18 protein-coding genes and 4 tRNA genes are annotated in these 21,827 nt (G+C 71.2%); 11 read left to right on the top strand and 11 right to left on the bottom strand.

Going from position 1 to position 21,827, the window contains the following annotated elements:
* Positions 1-10: 10 nt before the first annotated feature.
* The gene (dxs, locus tag ABD230_RS02335; RefSeq protein WP_344369160.1) at positions 11-1,954 is read left to right on the top strand and encodes a 1-deoxy-D-xylulose-5-phosphate synthase; all 1,944 of its coding nucleotides are present in this window, start codon (positions 11-13) and stop codon (positions 1,952-1,954) included.
* Positions 1,955-2,008: 54 nt separating this feature from the next.
* Here dxs and ABD230_RS02330 read toward each other — a convergent pair whose 3' ends face one another.
* From ABD230_RS02330 to ABD230_RS02310, 5 genes are all read right to left on the bottom strand, one after another.
* Positions 2,009-2,539: a dihydrofolate reductase family protein gene (locus tag ABD230_RS02330; RefSeq protein WP_344369159.1), complete on the bottom strand. Its 531-nt coding sequence runs from the start codon at positions 2,537-2,539 to the stop codon at positions 2,009-2,011.
* 65 nt (positions 2,540-2,604) lie between these two features.
* Positions 2,605-4,743, bottom strand: a complete 2,139-nt coding sequence (locus ABD230_RS02325) for a 3-hydroxyacyl-CoA dehydrogenase NAD-binding domain-containing protein (protein WP_344369158.1) — start codon at positions 4,741-4,743, stop codon at positions 2,605-2,607.
* An 11-nt stretch (positions 4,744-4,754) separates the two neighbouring features.
* A complete protein-coding gene (locus ABD230_RS02320; RefSeq protein ID WP_344369157.1) occupies positions 4,755-5,963 on the bottom strand; it encodes a thiolase family protein in 1,209 nt (402 codons plus the stop codon).
* Positions 5,964-6,041: 78 nt separating this feature from the next.
* Positions 6,042-7,238 (bottom strand): HRDC domain-containing protein, encoded by a 1,197-nt coding sequence (locus ABD230_RS02315; RefSeq protein WP_344369155.1) that lies wholly within the window; start codon positions 7,236-7,238, stop codon positions 6,042-6,044.
* The gene (locus tag ABD230_RS02310) at positions 7,231-7,821 is read right to left on the bottom strand and encodes a DUF3000 domain-containing protein (RefSeq protein WP_344369153.1); all 591 of its coding nucleotides are present in this window, start codon (positions 7,819-7,821) and stop codon (positions 7,231-7,233) included. The genes ABD230_RS02315 and ABD230_RS02310 overlap by 8 nt, the downstream gene beginning before the upstream one ends.
* An 87-nt stretch (positions 7,822-7,908) precedes the next feature.
* On the opposite strand from ABD230_RS02310, the gene ABD230_RS02305 reads away from it, so the two are divergent.
* Positions 7,909-9,090, top strand: a complete 1,182-nt coding sequence (locus ABD230_RS02305; RefSeq protein ID WP_344369152.1) for an alpha/beta hydrolase family protein — start codon at positions 7,909-7,911, stop codon at positions 9,088-9,090.
* Between the two features lie 49 nt (positions 9,091-9,139).
* Here ABD230_RS02305 and ABD230_RS02300 read toward each other — a convergent pair whose 3' ends face one another.
* Together ABD230_RS02300 and ABD230_RS02295 are read right to left on the bottom strand one after the other, a co-directional pair.
* Positions 9,140-9,583: a SufE family protein gene (locus ABD230_RS02300; RefSeq protein WP_344369150.1), complete on the bottom strand. Its 444-nt coding sequence runs from the start codon at positions 9,581-9,583 to the stop codon at positions 9,140-9,142.
* A 46-nt stretch (positions 9,584-9,629) separates the two neighbouring features.
* Positions 9,630-10,529 carry a sulfurtransferase gene (locus ABD230_RS02295; protein WP_344369148.1) on the bottom strand — a complete coding sequence of 300 codons (900 nt, stop codon included), beginning with the start codon at positions 10,527-10,529 and terminating at the stop codon, positions 9,630-9,632.
* Between the two features lie 142 nt (positions 10,530-10,671).
* Here ABD230_RS02295 and zapE point away from each other — a divergent pair, with 142 nt between their 5' ends.
* The 3 genes from zapE (at position 10,672) to ABD230_RS02280 (ending at position 13,819) form a co-directional block, all read left to right on the top strand.
* A complete protein-coding gene (gene zapE, locus ABD230_RS02290) occupies positions 10,672-11,727 on the top strand; it encodes a cell division protein ZapE (RefSeq protein ID WP_344369147.1) in 1,056 nt (351 codons plus the stop codon).
* Positions 11,728-11,992: 265 nt separating this feature from the next.
* Entirely contained in the window at positions 11,993-13,216 is a 1,224-nt protein-coding gene (locus tag ABD230_RS02285) for an ammonium transporter (RefSeq protein WP_344369145.1), read from the top strand.
* A 42-nt stretch (positions 13,217-13,258) separates the two neighbouring features.
* Positions 13,259-13,819 carry a type II toxin-antitoxin system PemK/MazF family toxin gene (locus ABD230_RS02280; protein WP_344369144.1) on the top strand — a complete coding sequence of 187 codons (561 nt, stop codon included), beginning with the start codon at positions 13,259-13,261 and terminating at the stop codon, positions 13,817-13,819.
* 39 nt (positions 13,820-13,858) lie between these two features.
* Here the strand turns inward: ABD230_RS02280 and ABD230_RS02275 are convergent.
* Positions 13,859-13,934 (bottom strand) — tRNA-Val (locus ABD230_RS02275).
* 255 nt (positions 13,935-14,189) lie between these two features.
* Here ABD230_RS02275 and ABD230_RS02270 point away from each other — a divergent pair.
* From ABD230_RS02270 to ABD230_RS02260, 3 genes are all read left to right on the top strand, one after another.
* Positions 14,190-14,262 (top strand) — tRNA-Gly (locus ABD230_RS02270).
* A 58-nt stretch (positions 14,263-14,320) separates the two neighbouring features.
* Positions 14,321-14,391 (top strand) — tRNA-Cys (locus tag ABD230_RS02265).
* A 32-nt stretch (positions 14,392-14,423) separates the two neighbouring features.
* A tRNA-Val gene (locus ABD230_RS02260) sits at positions 14,424-14,498 on the top strand.
* Between the two features lie 79 nt (positions 14,499-14,577).
* On the opposite strand, the gene ABD230_RS02255 is transcribed toward ABD230_RS02260, so the two are convergent.
* Positions 14,578-14,724, bottom strand: a complete 147-nt coding sequence (locus tag ABD230_RS02255; RefSeq protein WP_344369143.1) for a hypothetical protein — start codon at positions 14,722-14,724, stop codon at positions 14,578-14,580.
* 263 nt (positions 14,725-14,987) lie between these two features.
* On the opposite strand from ABD230_RS02255, the gene ABD230_RS02250 reads away from it, so the two are divergent.
* Positions 14,988-16,019 carry a metallophosphoesterase gene (locus ABD230_RS02250; protein WP_344369140.1) on the top strand — a complete coding sequence of 344 codons (1,032 nt, stop codon included), beginning with the start codon at positions 14,988-14,990 and terminating at the stop codon, positions 16,017-16,019.
* Positions 16,020-16,064: 45 nt separating this feature from the next.
* Here the strand turns inward: ABD230_RS02250 and ABD230_RS02245 are convergent, their stop codons facing one another.
* The gene (locus ABD230_RS02245) at positions 16,065-18,125 is read right to left on the bottom strand and encodes a glycosyl hydrolase family 28-related protein (RefSeq protein WP_344369139.1); all 2,061 of its coding nucleotides are present in this window, start codon (positions 18,123-18,125) and stop codon (positions 16,065-16,067) included.
* 359 nt (positions 18,126-18,484) lie between these two features.
* Here ABD230_RS02245 and thrS point away from each other — a divergent pair, with 359 nt between their 5' ends.
* Together thrS and ABD230_RS02235 are read left to right on the top strand one after the other, a co-directional pair.
* Positions 18,485-20,395, top strand: a complete 1,911-nt coding sequence (gene thrS, locus ABD230_RS02240) for a threonine--tRNA ligase (protein WP_344370103.1) — start codon at positions 18,485-18,487, stop codon at positions 20,393-20,395.
* Positions 20,392-20,958 carry an HIT family protein gene (locus ABD230_RS02235; protein ID WP_344369137.1) on the top strand — a complete coding sequence of 189 codons (567 nt, stop codon included), beginning with the start codon at positions 20,392-20,394 and terminating at the stop codon, positions 20,956-20,958. Before thrS ends, ABD230_RS02235 begins: the two co-directional genes overlap by 4 nt.
* 10 nt (positions 20,959-20,968) lie before the next feature.
* Here the strand turns inward: ABD230_RS02235 and pdxY are convergent, their stop codons facing one another.
* Positions 20,969-21,820, bottom strand: coding sequence for a pyridoxal kinase PdxY (pdxY, locus tag ABD230_RS02230; RefSeq protein ID WP_344369135.1), 852 nt, complete (start codon positions 21,818-21,820; stop codon positions 20,969-20,971).
* Positions 21,821-21,827 lie beyond the last annotated feature (7 nt).

Here is a 21,827-nt window from a genome sequence, read left to right as displayed (position 1 = left end):
GGCACGACGGATGAGCCTGCTCGACACGATCCGCGGACCGCGCGACCTCGATGCGCTGTCCGACGACCAGGTCGAGGAACTCGCCCGCGAGATCCGCGAGGTGCTGGTCTCCGAGGTGTCGAAGACCGGCGGCCACCTGGGCCCCAACCTCGGCGTCGTGGAGCTCACGATCGCGATCCACCGCGTCTTCGACTCACCGCGGGACCCGATCATCTTCGACACCGGGCACCAGTCCTACGTGCACAAGCTGCTCACCGGGCGGCGCGATCTCACGACCCTCCGCCAGACCGGGGGGCTCGCGGGCTACCCGCAGCGCGCGGAGTCCGAGCACGACGTCGTCGAGAGCTCGCACGCCTCGAGCTCGCTCTCGTGGGCCGACGGCATCTCGAAGGCCTTCGAGATGACGGGCCAGGGCGATCGCCACGTCGTCGCGGTCGTCGGCGACGGCGCGCTCACGGGCGGCATGACGTGGGAGGCCCTCAACAACATCTCCGACGACAACACGCGCAACCTCGTGGTCGTCGTGAACGACAACGGGCGGTCGTATGCACCGACGATCGGCGGCATGGCGCGTTTCCTGAACTCGGTGCGCACGAAGCAGTCGTACCGTTCGCTCCACCTGAAGAGCCGGAGCGCGTTCGATCGCCTGGGCTCGCCCGGTCGGGCGATCTACCGCGGCGTCCGCGGCGGGCTGCACGGCTTCCTCAGCCGCGTGTCCGGCAACGAGGCCCTTTACTCCAACCTCGACATCAAGTACATCGGCCCCATCGACGGGCACGACGAACGCGCCGTCGAGGAGGCGCTCCGCCAGGCGAAGGACTACGGCGCGCCGGTCATCGTGCACACGATCACCGAGAAGGGTCGCGGCTACGAGCCGGCCCGCCGGGACGCGGCCGACCAGTTCCACGCCGTCGGCCAGATCGACCCCGAGACGGGCGAGTCGCTCGTCACCGCCTCGGCACCGTCCTGGACGAGCGTGTTCGCGGACGAGCTCGTCACCCTCGCCGAGCGGGACGAACGCCTCGTCGGCATCACGGCCGCGATGCTCCGACCCACCGGCCTGCACCGCATGGCCGAGCGCTTCCCCGAGCGCGTGTTCGACGTCGGCATCGCCGAGCAGCACGCCGTGACGAGCGCGGCCGGCCTGGCGTTCGGCGGCCTGCACCCCGTCGTCGCCGTCTACGCGACCTTCATCAACCGCGCGTTCGACCAGGTGCTGATGGACGTCGCCCTGCACCGGGCGGGCGTCACGTTCGTGCTCGATCGCGCGGGCGTCACCGGACCCGACGGCCCGAGCCACCACGGCGTCTGGGACCTGTCGATCCTGCAGGTCGTCCCCGGCATCCGGATCGCCGCGCCGCGCGACTCCGTCCGCCTCGCCGAGGAGCTCGGCGAGGCCGTGCGCGTGCCGGACGCCCCGACCGTGCTCCGGTTCCCGAAGGGCACGGTGGGCACGGAGTACGACGCGGTGCGGCGCACGCACGACGGGGTGGACGTGCTCGTCGAGTCCGAGCGGCGCGACGTGCTCATCGTCACCGTCGGCCCGATGGCGGGCATCGGCCTCGAGGTCGCACGGCGGCTCGAGGCGCAGGGCATCGGCGCGACGGTCGTCGACCCGCGCTGGGTGGTGCCGGTCCCGGAGAGCGTGGTGTCGCTCGCGGCTGACTACCGCATCGTGGTGAGCATCGAGGACGGCATCCGCGTCGGCGGCATCGGCACGCGCATCCGCCAGGACCTCCGGGAGGCGGGCGTCGACACGGCGGTCACCGAGGTCGGACTGCCCGACGAATTCCTGGACCACGGCGCGCGCGGCGACATCCTCGAGCGCGTGGGCCTCACCCCGCAGCACATCGCGAGGGACGTGACCGCCATGGTGCTCGGCAGCAAGCTTCCCCACGCCCGCAACGCCGGCGTCGACGTGCCCTCCGACACCGGCGCCCAGCCCCGGGTCTGAGCCCGCCCGCCGGGGCGCGCCGAGTATCCCTCGGGCGCTCGATGGCGTCGGCCCTCAACCGAGGCGATACACGTGCTCGACCGCATCGCCGAGCCGCGTCACGCTCGTGAGCTCGAGCGTCGGCGTGACCTCCGCGACCGGGAGCAGGGGGCGACCGCGGCCGAGTGCGACGGGCATGTAGGTCACGAGCAGCTCGTCGAGCCGCGCAGCGGCGAGGAACTGCGCCGCGACCGGCCCGCCGCCGATGATCCACACGTTGCGGTCGCCGGCCGCCGCGGCAGCGGCATCGGCCACCACCCCGACCTCGCCCGAGGCGAAGCGGACGTCGGCGCCGTCCGGCGCCTCGAGGGTCCGGTGGGTGAGCACCCAGGTCGGCAGCGCGTCGTACGGCCACCCGCCGCCCTCGCGGAGCACCCACTCGAAGGTGGTCGCACCGAGCACGAGCGCGCCGACCTCGGCGAAGAACCGCTCGTAGTGCTCGGAGAAGTCGGCCATGCCGAACTGCAGGAGCCACTCGAGCCCGTCGTGCTCGTCGGCGATGAACCCGTCGAGGGTGGAGGCCACGTAGTACTGGAAGCGCGTCACCCCGCGAGCATACGAACGGCCCCCGACATCTCGTCGGGGGCCGCTTCGCACGGGTCAGGCCGCGATCAGGACTCGACGCCCCGGATCGGCGGGTGGTGGAACGTGTCGCCGAAGACGCGCTCCGACGCGCCCACGCGGTCGAGGTACGGCGTCAGCCCGCCCATCTGGAACGGGAAGCCCGCGCCGAGGACCATGCAGAGGTCGATGTCCTCCGCAGCGGCGACGACCTGGCCGTCCAGCATGAGCCTGGTCTCGCGGGCGAGGCCGTCCTGCAGGCGGGTGAGGATCTCCTCGGGCGACGAGGGGTCGGTGCCGCCCGCGATGATCTTGAGCGCGCCCTTGTCGAAGCCCTTGACCTTGCCCTTGTCGTCCTTCTCGAGGAGCGTGCCGTAGTCGGCGAGCTCGTGCAGCTTCTCCGACCGGTAGAACCGGTCGGGGAACGCGGCGTGGTGCGTATCGAGCACATGCGCGCCGACCTTCAGCCCGACGAGGTCGAGCAGCACCGACGGCGCCATCGGCAGGCCGAGCGGCGCCATGGCCTCGTCGACCGTCTCGAAGGGCGTGCCCTCGTCGACCGCGCGCATCGCCTCGCCGAGGAGGACCGCGAGCAGGCGGTTCACGACGAAGCCGGGGGTGTCCGCCGTGATCACGGCGTTCTTCTTCAGCTTCGCGGCGGTCACCATCGCGGTCGAGAGCGTCGCGTCATCCGTCTTGCCGGTCTTCACGACCTCGATGAGCGGCATGACCGCGACCGGGGTGAAGAAGTGGAAGCCGACGAGTCGCTCCGGGTGCGCCAGCTTCGCGCCGATCTCCTCGACGGAGAGCGACGAGGTGTTCGTCGCGAGCACGGCCTCGGGCGAGATGATGGGCTCGATCTCGGCGAAGACGTCCTGCTTGATCGAGAGCTCCTCGAACACCGCCTCGATCACCCAGTCGCAGTCCGCGAACTCCGACTTGTCGGTCGTGCCGTGCACGAGTGCCTTCAGCCGGTTGGCCTCGTCGGACGAGATGCGGCCCTTGCCGAGCAGCGTGTCGATCTCACCGGTGATGTAGGCGACGCCCTTGTCGACCCGGTCCTGGTCGAGGTCGGTGATGACCACGGGCACCTGCAGGCGGCGCAGGAACAGCAGCGCGAACTGGCTGGCCATGTACCCGGCACCGAGCACGCCCACCTTGGTGACGGGCTTCGCGAGTGCCTTGTCGGGAGCCCCGGCCGGCTTCTTCGCGCGCTTCTGCACGAGGTTGAACGCGTAGATCGACGCGTGGAACTGGTCGCCGGCGACGAGCTCGGCGAGCATCTCGTCCTCGCGGGCGAAGCCCTCCTCGCGCGTGCCGGACTTCGCGGCCTTCAGCAGCTCGAGGGCGGCGTACGGCGACTTCGGCACCGTGCCGATGCGGCTCTGCAGCATCTTCTTCGCGATGCCGATCGCCGCGTCCCACTTGACGAGGCGCTCGACCTTGCCGGGCTCGTTCGGCCGCTTGACCTTCACGCGACCCGAGACCACGTCGTCGGCCCAGCGGATCGAGTCCTCGAGGTAGGAGACCGACGGGAACATCACGTCCGCGATGCCCAGCTCGAGCACCTCCGGCGCCTTGATGGTCCGGTTCTGCTTGAGCGGGTTCTCGACGACGACCTTCAGCGCGTTCTCGATGCCGATGAGGTTCGGCAGGAGGGTCGCGCCGCCCCAGCCGGGGATCATGCCGAGGAACACCTCGGGCAGCGCGAGCGCCGGCATCGAGGCGTCGACCGTGCGGTAGTCGGCGTGCAGGCCGATCTCGACGCCTCCGCCGAGGGCGAGGCCGTTGATGAAGGCGAACGAGGGCACGCCCACGGTCGCGAGCCTGCCGAGCGCGTGATGGCCGAGCTGCGCGATCCGCAGCCCCGCCTCGCGGTTCGGCAGCTGCGAGACCTTCGAGAGGTCGGCGCCCGCGGCGAGGATGAACGGCTTGCCGGTCACCGCCACGGCGTGGATCTCGCCGGCGGCGGCGCGCTCGGCGAGCCGGTCGAGGGTCGCGGCGTACTCGAGCAGCGTGTTCGGCCCGAGCGTGTTCGGGCGCGTGTGGTCGCGGCCGTTGTCGAGCGTGACGAGCGCGAGGGTGCGGCCCTCCGAGAGGGGGATGTCGCGCACGTACGAGTGCGTGACGACCTCGTCGTCGAACATGCCCGCGAGCTCGCTGAAGTCGATCGTGGTGTAGTCGGTCATCGAGCCTCTCCTCAGGCCTTCTTCGCGGCCTTGCGCGAGTAGTTCGGGTTCTCCCAGACCATCGTTCCGCCCTGGCCGAGGCCGACGCACATGGTGGTGATGCCGTAGCGCACGTCGGGGCGCTCGGCGAACTGGCTGGCGAGCTGGTTCATGAGGCGCACGCCGGAGGAGGCGAGCGGGTGGCCGACCGCGATCGCGCCGCCCCACGGGTTCACGCGGGGGTCGTCGTCGTCGATGCCGTAGTGGTCGAGCAGCGACAGCACCTGGACGGCGAACGCCTCGTTGACCTCGATGATGCCGATGTCGCTCATCTTCAGGCCGGCGAGTCGCAGCGCCTTCTCGGTGGCCGGGACCGGGCCGATGCCCATGATGGCCGGGTCGACGCCCGCGAAGGCGTAGCTGACCAGCTTCATCTTGACGTCCAGGCCGTACTCCTTGGCCGCGTCGCCGCTGGCGAGGAGGGCGGCGGTGGCGCCGTCGTTCAGGCCCGACGCGTTGCCGGCCGTGACGCGGCCGTGCGGTCGGAACGGCGTCTTCAGCGTCGCGAGGCCCTCGAGGGTGGTCTCGGGGCGCATGACCTCGTCACGCGTCGCGAGGCCCCAGCCCTCGGCGCTGCGGATCGCGACCGGCACCAGGTCCTGCTGGATCTTGCCGGCCTCGTAGGCGGCCGCGGTCTTCTGCTGGCTGCCCATCGCGTAGCGGTCCGCGCGGTCCTTCGTGAGGTGCGGGAAGCGGTCGTGGATGCGCTCCGCGGTGGCGCCCATGACGAGTGCGTCCTCCGAGACCATCTTCTCGGCGACGAAGCGCGGGTTGGGGTCGACGCCCGAGCCCATCGGGTGGTGGCCCATGTGCTCGACACCGCCGCCGATCGCCAGGCGGTACTGCCCGAAGCCGATCGATCCGGCCAGCATCGCGACCGAGGTCATGGCGCCGGCGCACATGCGGTCGATGGCGAAGCCCGGCACCGACTTCGGCAGGCCCGCGAGGATCGCGGCGCTCCGCCCGATCGTGAGGCCCTGGTCGCCGGTCTGCGTCGTGGCCGCGATGGCCACGTCGTCGATCTGCTCCTTGGGGGCGTTCGGGTTGCGTTCGAGCAGTCCCACGATCGCCTTGACCACCAGGTCGTCCGCCCGGGTGTTCCAGTACATGCCCTTGTCGCCGGCCTTGCCGAAGGGGGTACGGACCCCGTCGACGAACACGACGTCAGCTCGTTCAGCCACGCTGCAGCTCCCTTTCGAGTGAGGAATCACCTGATCGTAGGAACGCCCCCGCACGGGGGGAGAATCGGCTGTCGGTTCCTACGAAGGCTCGTGCGCGGCGTCTTCGAGCGATTGTGCCGCTTGTACAAAAGCAGCCGCGATTATCTGTGAGGTAGCCTCAACCTGCCACGGACGCGCGCCGAGGTCCGAGAGGGCACCGGCGACGGCCTCCGGCGTCGCATCGGCGGGCGGATGCCACGCCAGCCGCCGCAGGTGGTCGGGCGTGAGCAGGTTCTCGATCGGCATCTCGTAGCGCTCCGCGACATCGCCCACAGCGGCCTTCGCGAGCCGCAGCCGGGCATCGGCCTCCGGGTTCCGCGCCGCCCACGCCCGCGGCGGCGGGGGAGCGTCGCTGGGCACGCGCGAGGCGGGGGGCTCCGCGGTGCGGGCCGACTCCACGGCCGCCCACCAGCGGTCGAGCTCCGTCCGGCTCGCGCGCCCGTTGAACGCCTTGAGCTCCGCGAGCGCGCGCTTGGACTCCGGGAGGGTCTTGGCGACCGCGAGCAGCGAGGCGTCGGGCACGAGCCGCCCCGGCGCGACATCCGTCTCGGCCGCGAGCGCGTCGCGCGCCTCCCAGAGCGCGCGGGCGACCGCGAGATTGCGAGGGGAGCGGAGCGCGTGGATGCCGCTCAGCCGCCGCCACGGCTCGGCCGCCGGGGGCTTCGCCGCGCGGCGGACCGTCGCGTCGAACTCCTGCCGCGCGATCTCCTCCTTCTCCGCGTCGACGAGTCGCTCGGCGAGGCGGTCGCGCACGTCGACGAGCAGTTCCACGTCGAGCGCCGCGTACCGGAGCCACGACTGGGGGAGCGGACGGGTCGACCAGTCGGCCGCGGAGTGCTCCTTCGCGAGCCTGATGCCGAGCAGCTCCTCGACGACCGACGCGAGCCCGACCCTCGGCATGCCGAGCAGCCGTGCCGCGAGCTCCGTGTCGAAGACGTGCGCCGGGTCGAGGCCGACCTCGCGCAGGCACGCGAGGTCCTGGCTGGCCGCGTGCAGCACCCACTCCTCGTCGCGGATCGCGTCCTGGAGCGTGCCGAACCCCTCGATGCGGGTCGGGTCGAAGAGGAACGTCCCCGCGTCGCGCCGGAACAGCTGGATCAGGTACGCGCGCTGCGAGTAGCGGAACCCGCTTGCGCGCTCGGCGTCGACGGCGACCGGGCCCACGCCGCCCGTGATGGCCTCGACCGCATCGTCGTAGGCCTCGCGGGAGTCGATCACGTGGAACTCGTCAGCCACGTCTCCTCCTCCGTGTCGGAAGGGCCGTCACCCCCTCCGAACCCGGAGGCAGGCCGGCCAGCATGCACAGCAACTCACTCCACCCTTCCACATGCGGTGCGATCGCGGCGTCCAGCGGCGTCCACGAGGCGCGGAGCTCGAGCTCCGCGCCGTCGCCCTGCCGGGCGAGCTCGCCGTAGCCCGTGGAGAGGATCTTGGTCACGGTGCCGGAGGCGGCGACGTAGCGCGCGTCGCGCGCGTCGAGCGCGTCGACCAGCCACGACCAGGCGACGTCGGCGAGGAACGGGTCGGTGCCGATGTCGGTCTCGAGCGGCGCCTGGGCGAAGCAGACCACGCGGAAGCGGCCGCCCCAGGACTCCGGTTCGGTCGGATCGTAGAGGAGCACGAACCGGCCGGTGCCGAGCTCGGAGTCCTCGGCGTGCCGGCCCGGCACCAGGTCGGCCGCGAGCGCCACCGCCCACGGCGCGAGCGAGGAGGGCGCGGTGATCTCCGACACGCGCAGTTCCGATCGCGGTGTCGCGGACCGCAGCGACTCGAGCGCTGCGGCGAACTCTGGGGGAGGCGTGGTCGCCGAGTCGGACACCTTCGCAGACTAGAGTCTCGATCACGGGGGCAGACGGCGGCGCGCCGCACGCGACGGCCCCGGCAGGCGAACCGACCAGGAGGCAGGATGACACGGCTCGAGCGCACGGTGGGTCCGGTCGGCGCGGTCCTCGGCGGGCTCGCGATCGTGGGCGCGGCGCTGGTGGCGGCCACCGCGACGACCGCCGTCGTGTTCGCCCGTCGCGTGGTCATCCCGGAGCCGGCGCGAGAGGACGACGTCCGGATCGAGCGCGTGGACCTGGCGGCGGGCGAGGTGGTGCTGTCCGGTTCGGAGGACGCCCGGTTGCGCGGCCGGTTCGGCCTCTGGTTCGAGCGCGACTCCGGCTATGCGCGGGTCGGCGACGTGCTGCACGACGACGGCCACCGAGTGCGCCGCGTGGTCGAGTCGGTCGAGTTCGGGCGCCTCGACCGGGCCGCGCGCGGACGTATCAGCGGCTGGATGCACCTCGGACCATGGGAGGTCGCGCCCCACTACGAGAACGTGCGCGTGCCGACCCCGCTCGGGCCCGCACCGGCGTGGTTCGTCCCGGCCGCGGATGCCTCGGGTTCCGTGTCGTCGGACTGGGTGATCCAGGTGCACGGGCGGGGGGCCAAGCGCCACGAGGCGCTCCGTGGCGTGGAACCGGCCGTCGCGGCGGGCTGGTCGAGCCTCCTCGTGTCGTACCGGAACGACGGCGAGGCGCCCGCGAGCGCGGACCGGCGCTACGGCCTCGGCGGCACCGAGTGGGAGGACGTCGTCGCGGCCGTGCGCTTCGCCGTGGAGCGCGGCGCGCGGCGGATCGTGCTCATGGGCTGGTCGATGGGCGGCTCGATCGTGCTGCAGACCGTGCTGCGTGCTGAGGAGGTGCGCGAGCACCTCGTGGGCCTCGTGCTGGAGTCGCCTGCGGTCGACTGGCCGGACATCCTCCGCTTCCAGGGCCGTGCGCTCGGCCTGCCGTCCGAGCTGGGCGGTGCCGTGGCCCGCGTGCTGAGCGCGCCGATCGCCGGCACGCTCACGGGCCTCGCAGCGCCGATCGACCTGGAGGCGCTCGACGCGGTCGCCCGCGCGGACGAGCTCGACGTGCCGATCCTCCTGCTGCACAGCGAGGACGACGGCTTCGTGCCCATCGACGGATCCCGGCGGCTGGCCGAGGTGCGGCCGGACCTCGTGCAGTTCGAGGTCTTCGAGGGCGCGCGCCACACCAAGCTCTGGAACCACGACCCGCGCCGATGGACGATGCTGGTGCGCGACTGGCTCGCGGCGCGCTGAGTCGGCGCCGCGTCGAGCGGACCGGTCCCGAGTCGGCGGCGCCGTGGGCTCAGGCCGCGGCCAGGCGCTCGGCGAGCTGGCGCTTCGCGCGCGCGAGCATGCCCGACATGCCCCGCACGCGCAGCGGCGAGACGGCCTCGTTGAGCCCGAGCGACTGCGGGTAGTCGGCCGGGATCGCCATGACCTCGTCGGGGCTCAGGCCCTCGAGGCCCTGCGCGAGGATCGAGGCGAACCCGCGCGTGGTGGGTGCCTCGGCGGGCGCGGTGGCGTGCATGTGCACGAGTCCGTCGCCGTCGACCTCGACGAAGATGTACACCGGCGACTGGCACTCCTCGACGCGCTCGAGCAGGTCCGGGTGGTCGCGATAGCGCTCGGGGAGCTCGGGCAGCTCGTTCGAGAAGTCGAGCAGGAGCGTGAGCCGGTCCTTCAGGCCGAGCGCGAGGAAGTCCTCGCGCGTCTCGGCGAGCGCCGGGGGCAGGGCTGTGGCATCCATCCGACCCATTCTCCCATCGATCGGCGCGGTGCCGCCCGCGCTCCGGCTACCGCGCGGGCGCCTCGCCGCGCTCCGGGCCGGTGGCGATCGGCACGCGCACCGCGCTGCCCCACTCCGTCCAGGACCCGTCGTAGTTGCGCACGTGCTCGAAGCCGAGCAGGTGCGTCAGCACGAACCACGTGTGGCTGGACCGCTCGCCGATCCGGCAGTAGGCGATGATCTCGTCGCCCTCGCGGAGCCCGACCTCGTCCCGGTAGATCGCCTCGAGCTCGGCCCGGCGGCGGAACGTGCCGTCCTCCGCGGCGGCGCGCGCCCACGGCACGGATGCCGCGGTCGGGATGTGGCCGCCGCGCAGCGCGCCCTCCTCGGGGTAGGCCGGCATGTGCGTGCGCTCGCCCGTGTACTCCTCGGGGGATCGCACGTCGATGAGCGGCCTCCCGAGGTGCGCGAGCACGTCGTCCTTGAAGGCGCGGACGGTCGTGTCGTCGCGCTCGAAGACGGGATACTCGACCGACTCCCGGTCGGGCGCGTCGGTGGTCAGCGGTCGGCCCTCTGCGATCCACTTGTCGCGACCGCCGTCGAGGAGCCGGACGTCCTCGTGGCCGAACAGGGTGAACACCCAGAGCGCGTACGCGGCCCACCAGTTGTTCTTGTCGCCGTAGATGACGACCGTGTCGTCGCGGGCGATGCCCTTGCGGCCGAGCAGTTCGGCGAACTGCTCGCCGGTCAGGTAGTCGCGGACGACCGGGTCGTTCAGCTCCGTGTGCCAGTCGACCTTGACCGCGCCGGGGATGTGCCCGACCTCGTAGAGCAGCACGTCCTCGTCGGATTCGACGACCACGAGCCCGGGTTCGCCGAGTCGTTCGGCGAGCCACTCGGTGGTGACGAGGCGCTCGGGGTGCGCGTACTCGGCCAGCTCGGCGGCGGGGTCGGACTCGACGGACATGGGGTACCTCCAGTGGTCGCCCGGTCGGGCGAGGCGGAATACGGGGCGGACTAGGCTGGTCACCCGTCCACCATCGAATCTACGCGGCGCGCCGGTCCGAGTCACCGCGCCCGTCATCAGGTGCAACAGGAGCCCCACGTACATGACCCCTGCAGCGGCATCCGCGCCCGAGCGCCTCGTCGACCGGAACCCGACGATCACCGGCGCCGAGATCGCGTCGGAGCTCGTCCCGCCGCCGCAGTTCGAGCACGCGTCGTTCGACTCGTACCGACCGGACCCGGACTTCCCGTCGCAGCAGGCCGCACTCGACCGGCTGAACACGTTCGCGGGCGCGTGGCGGGCCGCGCAGCGGCCCGGCGGGTTCTTCTCGCGCAAGCGGCCGGCGCGCATCGAGCTGCCCGGCGTCTACCTCGACGGGGGCTTCGGCGTCGGCAAGACCCACCTGCTCGCGTCGCTCTGGCACGTCGCGCACGGTCCGAAGTACTTCGGCACGTTCATCGAGTACACGGCCCTCGTGGGCGCACTCGGGTACGCGCCCGCGGTCGAGCTCCTCCGCGGTGCGCGGCTGGTCTGCATCGACGAGTTCGAGCTCGACGATCCCGGCGACACGATGCTCATGACGCGATTCCTCGGGGAGCTCATGGCGGGCGGCACGCGCGTGGCCGCGACGAGCAACACCCCGCCGAACGCGCTCGGCGAGGGCCGGTTCGCCGCTGCGGACTTCCTGCGCGAGATCCACGCCCTCTCGTCGAACTTCGAGACGCTCCGGATCGACGGCCTGGACTACCGCCGGCGCGACACCGAGGGGCACGCCGCCTCGATCGCCGACGACGCGTCGGTCGAGCACGCGGCGAACTCGCTCGCCGGTCGCGGCCATCGGGTCACGCTCGACTCGTTCGACGCGCTCATGGCGCACCTGTCGACCGTCCACCCGTCGAAGTACATCAAGCTGATCGACGGCGTCGAGGTCATCGCGCTCACGGGCGTGCACGAGCTGACCGACCAGAACGCGGCCCTGCGCCTCGTGGCGTTCATCGACCGCGTCTACGACGCCGAGGTGCCGATCGTCGCGGGCGGCGTCCCGCTCGACGAGGTGTTCGGCGGCGACATGCTCGAGGGCGGCTACCGGAAGAAGTACCTGCGGTCGATGTCGCGCATGATCGCCCTCACGACCGGCGAGCTGCCGCCGCACGACTGAGGCCCGTCACCACCCCCGGCGCGCCCGCCCGCGATCGACGCGGCGACCCGGCGCGCACCCCTGTCCGGGCGATTTCGGAGGCTCGTCGCGGCATCCGGAAACACGCTCGTTACATTCAGGGCGATTCCGTAACCGTCGTGAAACGTTCCGTGGCCCGTCGTCGAAACGTTGCCGCACCATTCTGATCCCCGTACCTCGAGACGAGCCCCAGTCTCATCCCCCTCGCGGTACGTCCCCTGCAAACCCTGAGGTGTGAGGATTACCTATGGATAGCGGCAACATCGCGTGGGCCGTCACGGCATCCGCGCTCGTGCTCTTCATGACGCCGGGCGTCGCGTTCTTCTACGGCGGACTGGTCAAGGCCAAGAGCGTCGTCAGCATGATGATGATGAGCTTCGGCGCAATGGGACTGATCAGCGTCCTGTGGGTGCTGTACGGCTTCAACATGAGCGCGGTCGGCAGCGCCTGGGAGTTCTCGGGCAACCCCTTCGCCGACTTCGGGCTCGCGGGCATCGCGTCCGGTGAGTCGGCCAACGCCGACCTGCTCGGTGTGATCTTCGGCGCGACGTTCGCCATCATCACGGTGGCGCTCATCTCGGGCGCGATCGCCGACCGCGCCAAGTTCGGCGCGTGGATGATCTTCGCGGGCGTCTGGGCCACCCTCGTCTACTTCCCGGTCGCGGCCTGGGTCTGGGGCGGCGGCTGGATCCTGTCCCTCGGCGACAACCTCGGTCTCCCGACCGTCATCGACTACGCCGGTGGTACCGCGGTGCACATCAACGCCGGTGCTGCGGCGCTCGCCCTCGCGCTCGTCCTCGGCAAGCGCGTCGGCTTCCAGAAGGGCATGGACAAGCCCCACAACGTGCCGCTGACCCTGCTCGGCGCCTCGATCCTGTGGTTCGGCTGGTTCGGCTTCAACGCCGGTGCCGAGTTCCTCGCCGAGGGCATGCCCGGCGTCGGCCTGATCGCCGTGAACACGCTCGTCGCGACGGCCGCGGCGATCCTCGCCTGGCTCATCGTCGAGAAGATCAAGGACGGCAAGCCGACGTCGGTCGGCGCCGCGTCCGGCGCCGTCGCGGGCCTCGTCGCGATCACTCCGGCCTGTGCCAACCTCACCCCGGGTTGGGCCACGGTCCTCGGCGTCGTGGCCGGTGCGGTGTGCGCCATCGCCATCGAGCTGAAGTTCAAGTGGGGCTTCGACGACTCGCTCGACGTGGTGGGCATCCACCTCGTGGGCGGCCTCATCGGTACCCTCTACCTCGGCTTCTTCGCCACCGGCACCGGCCTCTTCGTCGGCGGCGACGCCGGTCAGCTGGCCGTCCAGGCGATCGCGGCCATCGGCGTCCTCCTCTACTCGTTCATCGTGGCCTTCGTGGTCGGCTTCGCCATCGAGAAGACCATCGGCTTCCGCGTGAAGAACGAGGACGAGCTCGCGGGCATCGACACGATCGTCCACGGCGAGGAGGGCTACAAGCTCGAGTCCGTCTGATCCTGCGATCACCGCGAAGGGCGGTGAGGGTAGTGTGCGGGTGTGCCTGACGCCCGCCGCTTCCTCACCGCCCTTCGGCGTGTCATCCGCCCGTCGCCGGCCCGCGGTGCGGGCCCGTCTCCGGTGTCGACGGCGAGGGCGGATGCCGCGCCCGGACCCGTCGCGACCGACCTCGAGGCATCCCCGGGCCGGTTCGGGCCGGCGGCGACGGTCGAGCTCGATCCGGCGCGGGTGCGTCGCGTCCGCTTCTCGTACGCTCCCGAGCACGACGGGGAGCCCGACCCGGGCGAGGTCGTCTGGACGTGGGTCCCCTACGAGGAACGCGACGGACGCGGGAAGGACCGCCCGGTGGTCGTCGTCGCGGCGGGGGAGGACGACCGGTTCCTGGCCGTGCCGCTGACGAGCCGGCCGCAGGACGGCGATCCCGACGCGGTCGCGCTCGGATCCGGCGCGTGGGACGGCGACGGACGGCCGAGCTGGGCCCGGATCGACCGCGTCTTCCGGATCCATGCCGACGGCATGCGTCGCGAGGCCGCATCGCTCGATGCAGCGAGGTACCGGCGCGTGGTCGAGGCGCTCGAGGCCCGGTACGGCTGGGGCTGAGACGACGAACGCCCCCGGGGGAACCGGGGGCGTTCGAGATGGTGGGCGATGCCGGGCTCGAACCGACGACCTCTTCCGTGTGAAGGAAGCGCGCTACCAGCTGCGCCAATCGCCCATGTGGGATTCGCGGCCCGATCGGATCGCGACCGCGGATCGATACTAGCCCACGCGCAGGGTCGAATGCACATCGACGCACCGTCGCTCGGGCGGTCGGGGCGGGCGGCGAGCGCGAGGGTCGGCGACACGCCCGGATGGCAGGGTCGGATTGGCCCCGTGACCGGGCCGAACGACCAGGGGGACCCGCTCGGTTTGTCATTCGTTCATCGGATGGGTTATCGTCTTTCTGCACGCAGAAATGCGGATCGCAAACGCGGATGTGGCGCAGTTGGTAGCGCATCACCTTGCCAAGGTGAGGGTCGCGAGTTCGAGTCTCGTCATCCGCTCTGATCAAGCAACCGGCGCAAGCCGGTTCTTGTTCGTTCGGTGGTGAACCCAAGCAACGGTGGATTGGCCGAGAGGCGAGGCAGCGGCCTGCAAAGCCGTATACACGGGTTCGAATCCCGTATCCACCTCGAGCAGAGCCCAAGGGCTCGACTCAGAGCACGGGCGATTGGCGCAGCGGTAGCGCGCTTCCCTGACACGGAAGAGGTCACTGGTTCGATCCCAGTATCGCCCACCAGCACGAAGGCCCCGGCAGACGCCGGGGCCTTCGTCGTCTCCCGCGACGAACCGCGCGCGGTGCGGATGCCGTCAGCGACTCACGGGTTGCCACCGAAGCCGCAGCTGACCGGGGGCACGCAGGGCGGGTGGTCGAGCACCTCGACCTTCGCGTTCGAGCTCGTCCGGCTGAGACGGAACTCCACCCAGGTGACGTTGTTGGCCTCGTCGGACTCGATCCAGTGCACGTCCGGGGCGGCGAGGTGGGTCAGGACGTTCTCGCCGTGGGGACGTCGGTGACGTCGAGCTCCTGGAGGGGCGTCGACTGGTGGTACGAGTCGGCCCACCACGAGGCGAGGCCCCGGAGGTCGCCGTTGCACTCCCGGTACGTGCGCGGCCTCTCCTTCTGGGGCCGCAACGTCCCGGTTCGGGGGTCGCGTCGGCGGGGTACGCTGCACGGGAGCGGCGCTCCCCGCCGACCGTGCGAGCGGCGCTGCGGAGGAGGCGTCGGATGCGCAGCGCGGCGTGGCAGGCGAGCGCCGCACTCGTGGCTGCGGCAGGGCTGCTGCTCACCTCGTGCGACCGCGTGGATGCCGGGGGCGGACGAGCCGAGCCCGCGCCGCCTTCATCGGTCATGTTCACCGCCGCCGGCGACATCGGCATGACCGGGGAGTCCGCGGCGACCCTGGCTGACGTCCGGCGCCTGGACCCGGACGTCCACTTCGCCCTCGGCGACCTGTCCTACGGGGAGGTCGGCACCGAGCGGGAATGGTGCGAGTTCGTCGCCCGGCAGGTCGGCGGCACGGTGCCGTTCGAGCTGCTGAGCGGCAACCACGAGTCGGATGGCGCGAACGGGGACATCGGGGCGTTCGCCGAGTGCCTGCCCAACCGCGTCGACGGGCTGGTGGGCGACTACGCGCGCCAGTACCGCGTGGACCTGCCCGCAGGCTCGCCGCTGGTCAGGTTCGTCATGATCTCGCCCGGGATCACCTTCCCCGACGGCACCTGGTCGTACGCCCGCGGGTCGGAGCGATACGAGTGGACGCGGAGCGCGATCGACGACGCCCGGAGCGCCGGCATCCGATGGGTCGTCGTCGGCATGCACAAGCCGTGCCTCTCGGTCGGGAACTACGAGTGCGATCCGGGTCCGGACCTCGTCGACCTGCTGGTGCAGCGCCGCGTCGATCTGGTCATCGGGGGCCATGAGCACCTCTACCAGCGGACGGCGCAGTTGGCGCTGGGGGCGGACTGCGCGTCGGTGGCGCCGGTCGCCGTCACGCCGGCCTGCGTGGTCGACGGCGGCGACCAACTCGAGCAGGGAGCCGGAACCGTGTTCGTGACGGTGGGCACCGGCGGGACGACCCTCCGGGACGTGCATGCCGATGATCCGGATGCGCCGTACTTCGCGACCTGGTCGGGGGCGAACGTGGCACCGAGCTGGGGCAACCTCGTGGTTCGCGTCACGGACGCGGCGCTCGAGCTCGAGTTCGTCCCCGCGGTGGGAGCGTTCACCGATCGAGTGCGCATCGGCGCGGCCGGATGAACCGGGCGACGGTCGGGGCGCGCGGCGGCCGCACGCCCCGACGCATCACCAGGCGGACGGCGCCGGCGGCGGCACCACCGGGGGTCGGTCGTCGCACGTGATCGTGTTCGGCAGCTCCCACGGCGCCATCCACGGCCCCGTCGTGTTCATGCCGCTCGAGTCGTTGCCGCCGAGGTCGGTGATCGAGAACTCCGAGCCCGCGGCCGTGAAGTTGAACGACCCGCAGTTGTTGATGCCGACCGCGCCGACGTTGCGCGCGTCGACGTTCTCGAACGAGGCCGAGCCGGCGACGCGGGCGCTGACGACCGACGTCCCGGTGCCGTCGACGCGCACGTCGGCGACGTGCACGCCGGAGATCGAGACCTGGTCCTTCACGGGCCAGTCCGAGACCAGCATGATCGCGTTGTACGTGTTGTCGAGGTAGTGGTCGCCGGTCACGCGGATGTCGGCGCCATCGATCGAACGGTCGAGCGCGTACAGCCAGATCGCCCCGAGCCCGATGTTCCAGTTGAGCTCGTAGGTACCGGCGCGCACGGTCGTGTTGTCGGTGAAGTCGAGCGACCCGGTGAACGGCTCGGCGCCGAAACGAGACCCGGCGTGCAGGGCGCTGCCCTCGCGGATCGGGTCGGCGACGAGGTTGCCCTCGACGGTCGTGTCCGCGCCGCCGTAGATCGCGATGCCGTTGGCGAGGGTCGGCGTCTGGACCGTGTTCCGGGCGAACGCGTTGCCCGCGTTCGCGACGCCCTCCGACCACATGGCGAGGCCGTCGTCGCCGGTGTTGCGGACGAAGTTGCCCTCGGCGACGGAGCCGGTCACGCCGGTGTGGAAGTTCAGTCCGTCGGCGACCTGGTCGACGATCAGGTTGTCGCGGACGACGACGCCGTCCATCGGCCCGTCGAACCAGAGCCCGACCTTGGTGTGCTCGATGTGCAGGCGCTCGATCGTCGAGTCGCTCATCGCACCGCCCACCCCGTTGACCTGGTCGGTGTCGATGCGCTCGCGCACGTCGCCGCGGATCGCGAAGTCCGAGAGGTGCACGTTCGAGCTGCCGCCGTCGGCGGCATCCCTCCCGTAGAAGCCGACCCCGGTGTGCACGGAGCCGTCGGCGCTCGGCCGCTTCAACGCGACCTCCTCGCCGAAGACCGTCGAGTGCCAGTTGCCGGCGCCGCGGATCGTGACGTCGTCGACGACGAGGTGCTCGCTGACGCGGAACCCGCCGGCGGGGATGAACACGTCCACGTCGTGGCGCTGGGCCCAGCGGATGGCCGTGCGGAACGCCGGGGCGGAGTCGCGCACGCCCGTGGGGTCGGCGCCGAACCTCACCACGCTGACCGAGCCGACCGGCTGCGCGGCAGGCGGAGCCACGAGCTCGGAGTCGAGGAGGTCGATCACGGTCCACGCGGCATCCGTGCCCGGGGGCGCCTCCAGGCGGACGACGCTGCCCGCCTCGTGGGTCGCACCGAGGAGCATCCGCTGCTCGTCGTAGAAGTGCATCGGGCGGAAGGGCTTCTCCACCTCGTAGCCCTCGCCGGGGACGCAGCCGCATTCGGTGATCCACCAGTCGGGGTGCAGGAGGTCGGCGTCGGGATCGTTCGTGAACGGGTACTGGTTGTAGAGCCACGAGTACTCGGAGGTGAGCGTCATCGTCGCGGGCTCGCCGCCGTCGACCGAGACCTCGAGCGGCGCGGTGATCCCGCCGCCACCGGGGGCGTCGGGGATGCTGTAGCGGACCGTGACGGCGTTCGCGGCCTCGGGGAGGGTGAACTCGACGTACTCGCCCGGGTCGAGTCGCACGGCCGAGCGGCCGGATGCCTCGGCCTCGATCGTGTACGCAGTGCGGTCGGGTCCGATCACCTCGCCGGTCGTGGTCGCGTGCTCGGCCTCCTGCTCGAGGAACGGCACGTCGGCGCCGCGCCCGGCCACGAGCACCGGGTCGAGCCCGGCCCGCGTGACGACCGGATCGGGTGCGGCCGAGGCCGGCGTGGGGCCGAGCAGGGCGGCGCCGACGGCGAGCACCGCGGTCGCGGCCACGGCGAGCGGGGCGCGCCCCGCATTCGGGTGCGGTCCGCGCGGCGGCGGAGGGACGGGGATGGTGGGACGTGTCATCGTCGACTCGATTCCTCTCGTTGTGCACGCCGGCGGGCACGGCGGGGCGTCGCGGTGCCCTCGGGTGAGGCGAGGCTATGACGCTGCGTGAGAACGTCACAAGCCGGTGCGAGGAAATGTCTGGGAAAAGTCGTGTTCTTGCAGAGACGCACGCAAGCCGGCGCAAGCCATGACGCGATCAGGGCGCCGCTTGCGCAGCGTGCGCGCAAGCGGACCCGCGCCCCGCGGCCCACGATCCGGTCCGCGCGCCGGGGCCCCGCGGGCCCGACTACAGTTGAGGGGTTGCGTCTCACACAGCAGGGGAGTGGATCCACTTGGCCGACGGCTTCGAGCTCTTCACCGATCGTTCCGTTGTCGCGATGCGCGTCAACGGCGAGCTCACGGACCTCGCGACGACGGTGACCGACGCCGACGTCGTCGAACCGGTCGCGATCGACTCGCCCGACGGGCTCGCGATCCTCCGCCACTCGACGGCGCACGTGCTCGCGCAGGCCGTGCAGAAGGTCAACCCCGACGCGAAGCTCGGCATCGGCCCGCCCGTCACCGACGGCTTCTACTACGACTTCGACGTCGTCGAGCCCTTCACGCCCGAGGACCTGAAGGTGCTCGACAAGGAGATGGCGCGCATCATCCGTTCGGGGCAGCGGTTCGTCCGCCGCGTCGTGACCGACGAGGAGGCGCGGGCCGAGCTGGTCGCGGAGCCGTACAAGCTCGAGCTCATCGGGCTGAAGGGTCACCCCACCGGCGGCGAGGGCAGCCAGGACGACAACGAGTCCGTGGAGGTCGGCGGCGCCGAGCTCACCATCTACGACAACGTGGACCCGAAGTCGGGCGAGGTGGCGTGGAAGGACCTGTGCCGCGGGCCCCACCTGCCGAACACCCGCATGATCGGCAACGGCTGGGCGCTCATGCGCGTGGCCGCCGCGTACTGGCGGGGGTCGGAGAAGAACCCGCAGCTCCAGCGCATCTACGGCACCGCGTGGCCGACCAAGGACGAGCTCCGCGCCTACCAGCACCGGCTCGAGGAGGCGGCGCGCCGCGACCACCGCAAGCTCGGCCTCGAGCTCGACCTGTTCAGCTTCCCCGACGAGATCGGCTCCGGCCTGCCCGTGTTCCATCCCAAGGGCGGGGTGATCAAGCGCGAGATGGAGGACTACGTCCGCCGTCGGCACATCGAGGAGGGCTTCCAGTACGTCTCGACGCCGCACATCACGAAGGCCCACGTCTTCGAGTTGTCCGGGCACCTGCCGTACTACAAGGACACGATGTTCCCGCCGATGGAGCTCGAGAACAGCGAGTACTACCTCAAGGCGATGAACTGCCCGATGCAGAACCTCATCTACCGCTCGCGCGGGCGCTCGTACCGCGAGCTGCCGCTGCGGTTCTTCGAGTTCGGCACGGTGTACCGCTACGAGAAGTCCGGCGTCGTGCAGGGCCTCACGCGTGTGCGGGGCCTGACCCAGGACGACTCGCACAGCTACGTCACCCCCGAGCAGGCGCCCGCCGAGATCGAGCACCTGCTGAACTTCGTGCTGGGCCTGCTCCGCGACTTCGGCCTCGACGACTTCTACCTCGAGCTCTCGACCCGCGACGCCGACTCCGACAAGTTCAAGGGCACCGACGAGCAGTGGGAGGTCGCGACGAACGTGCTCCGCGACGTCGCGGAACGCTCTGGCCTCGAGCTCGTGCCCGATCCGGGCGGCGCCGCGTTCTACGGCCCCAAGATCTCGGTGCAGGCGCGCGACGCGATCGGCCGCACCTGGCAGATGTCGACGATCCAGTACGACTTCAACCAGCCCGAGGGCTTCGGCCTCGAGTACACCGCGGCCGACGGCAGCCACCAGCAGCCCGTCATGATCCACTCGGCGAAGTTCGGGTCGATCGAGCGCTTCTTCGGCGTGCTCACCGAGCACTACGCCGGCGCGTTCCCGCTCTGGCTCTCGCCCGTGCAGGTCGTCGGCATCCCCGTCGCCGACGAGTACGCGCCCTACCTCGGCGGCATCCTCACGCAGCTCGCCGGATCCGGCGTGCGCACCGAGCTCGACACGAGCGACGACCGCATGCAGAAGAAGATCCGCACCCACACGACCCAGAAGGTGCCGATCCAGCTCATCGCCGGCGAGAACGACCGCACCGGCGAGACCGTGAGCTTCCGCTTCCGCGACGGCACGCAGGAGAACGGCGTGGCGATCGCCGACGCCGAGCGGCGCATCCTCGACGCGATCGCCGATCGCCGCCAGGTGACCACCCGGGACGACCTGTTCGCATGACCCGCGCGTACCAGCCCGACGAGTTCGACGGCGTGCCGACGGATGACGCAGCCGACCTCGCCGGAGTGCCCGACGCGTTCCAGCGCCTGTGGACCCCGCATCGGATGGTCTACATCCAGCACGGCCAGCAGCCCGACGAGCACTCCTGCCCGTTCTGCCGAGCGCCGGAGCTGAGCGACGAGCAGTCGCTCATCGTCGCGCGCGGCACGCATGCGTACGTGCTGCTGAACCTGTTCCCCTACAACAGCGGACACCTGCTGGTCTGCCCGTACCGCCACATCGCGACCTACGACGAGGCGACGCCGGAGGAGGTCGCCGAGATCGGCGAGCTGACGCAGGTCGCGATGCGCACGGTCAAGGAGGTGGCGCGGTGCGACGGCTTCAACATCGGCATGAACCAGGGCCGCATCGCCGGCGCCGGCATCGCCGGGCACCTGCACCAGCACATCGTGCCGCGCTGGGCGCTCGATGCGAACTTCTTCCCGATCATCGCGGGCACGAAGGCGCTGCCGCGCCTGCTCGGCGAGGTGCGCGAGGAGATCGCGGAGGCGTGGCCCCGCTGAGGCGTCCGGCTCAGCGCACCTGCCGGACCTCGAACTGCATCCGCGGGTTGGCGTACGCCTCCTGCGACTCGACGAGTCGCAGTTCGCGTTGCCCCGATTCGTGGGTGTTCGAGAGCAGGTCGAAGACGCTCGACGCGGTCATCGCCAAGGCGTCGGCCACCGAGCCGGTGCGACGCGAGTGCGCCGTGAAGAGCGCGGCCGTGACATCCCCGGATCCGTTCGCCTTCATCGGCAGTCGCGGCGTCTGCACGATCCACGCGCCGTCGTCGTCGACCGCGAGCATCTCGATCGTGCCGCCCTCGCGATCGGGCCGCTCGACGCTCGTCACGAGCACCGTGCGGGGGCCGGAGGCACGGACGAGGTCGACGGACTCGAGCGTCGACTCGAGCGAGCCCGGCTCGGTTCCCGTCAGGTAGCCGAGCTCGAACTGGTTCGGCGTGATCAGGTCGGCGGCCGGCACGACGCGTTCGCGGAGCAGCACGGGGATGGCCGGCGCGACGAAGCATCCGCTCTTCGCATTGCCCATGACCGGGTCGCACGCGTACACGGCGTCGGGGTTCACGGACTTGATGCGGGCCACCGCGTCGAGGATGACGTCGGCGATGCCCTCGCCGCCCTGGTAGCCCGAGAGGATGACGTCGACCTCGGGGAACACCCCGCGGTCCTCGATCCCGTCGATGACCTCGCGGACGTGGTCCGGGCTGATCATCGGGCCGCGCCACGCGCCGTACCCGGTGTGGTTCGAGAAGTTCACCGTGTACACCGGCATGACCTCCACGCCGATGCGCTGGAGGGGGAACACGGCCGCCGAGTTGCCGACGTGGCCGTACGCGACCGCGGACTGGATGGAGAGGACCTTCACCCGACGA

The organism is Agromyces tropicus (assembly GCF_039531345.1).
Taxonomy (GTDB): Bacteria; Actinomycetota; Actinomycetes; order Actinomycetales; family Microbacteriaceae; genus Agromyces; species Agromyces tropicus.
This window is presented reverse-complemented; position numbering and strand designations above follow the sequence as displayed.

Bases quoted from the DNA above. Each gene is read 5' to 3' on its own strand.
- dxs (WP_344369160.1), top strand. From the start codon at position 11: ATGAGCCTGCTCGACACGATCCGCGGACCGCGCGACCTCGATGCGCTG.
- ABD230_RS02325 (WP_344369158.1), bottom strand. From the start codon at position 4,743: ATGACCGACTACACCACGATCGACTTCAGCGAGCTCGCGGGCATGTTC.
- ABD230_RS02305 (WP_344369152.1), top strand. From the start codon at position 7,909: ATGACACGGCTCGAGCGCACGGTGGGTCCGGTCGGCGCGGTCCTCGGC.
- ABD230_RS02300 (WP_344369150.1), bottom strand. From the start codon at position 9,583: ATGGATGCCACAGCCCTGCCCCCGGCGCTCGCCGAGACGCGCGAGGAC.
- ABD230_RS02295 (WP_344369148.1), bottom strand. From the start codon at position 10,529: ATGTCCGTCGAGTCCGACCCCGCCGCCGAGCTGGCCGAGTACGCGCAC.
- zapE (WP_344369147.1), top strand. From the start codon at position 10,672: ATGACCCCTGCAGCGGCATCCGCGCCCGAGCGCCTCGTCGACCGGAAC.
- ABD230_RS02285 (WP_344369145.1), top strand. From the start codon at position 11,993: ATGGATAGCGGCAACATCGCGTGGGCCGTCACGGCATCCGCGCTCGTG.
- ABD230_RS02250 (WP_344369140.1), top strand. From the start codon at position 14,988: ATGCGCAGCGCGGCGTGGCAGGCGAGCGCCGCACTCGTGGCTGCGGCA.
- ABD230_RS02245 (WP_344369139.1), bottom strand. From the start codon at position 18,125: ATGACACGTCCCACCATCCCCGTCCCTCCGCCGCCGCGCGGACCGCAC.
- thrS (WP_344370103.1), top strand. From the start codon at position 18,485: ATGCGCGTCAACGGCGAGCTCACGGACCTCGCGACGACGGTGACCGAC.
- ABD230_RS02235 (WP_344369137.1), top strand. From the start codon at position 20,392: ATGACCCGCGCGTACCAGCCCGACGAGTTCGACGGCGTGCCGACGGAT.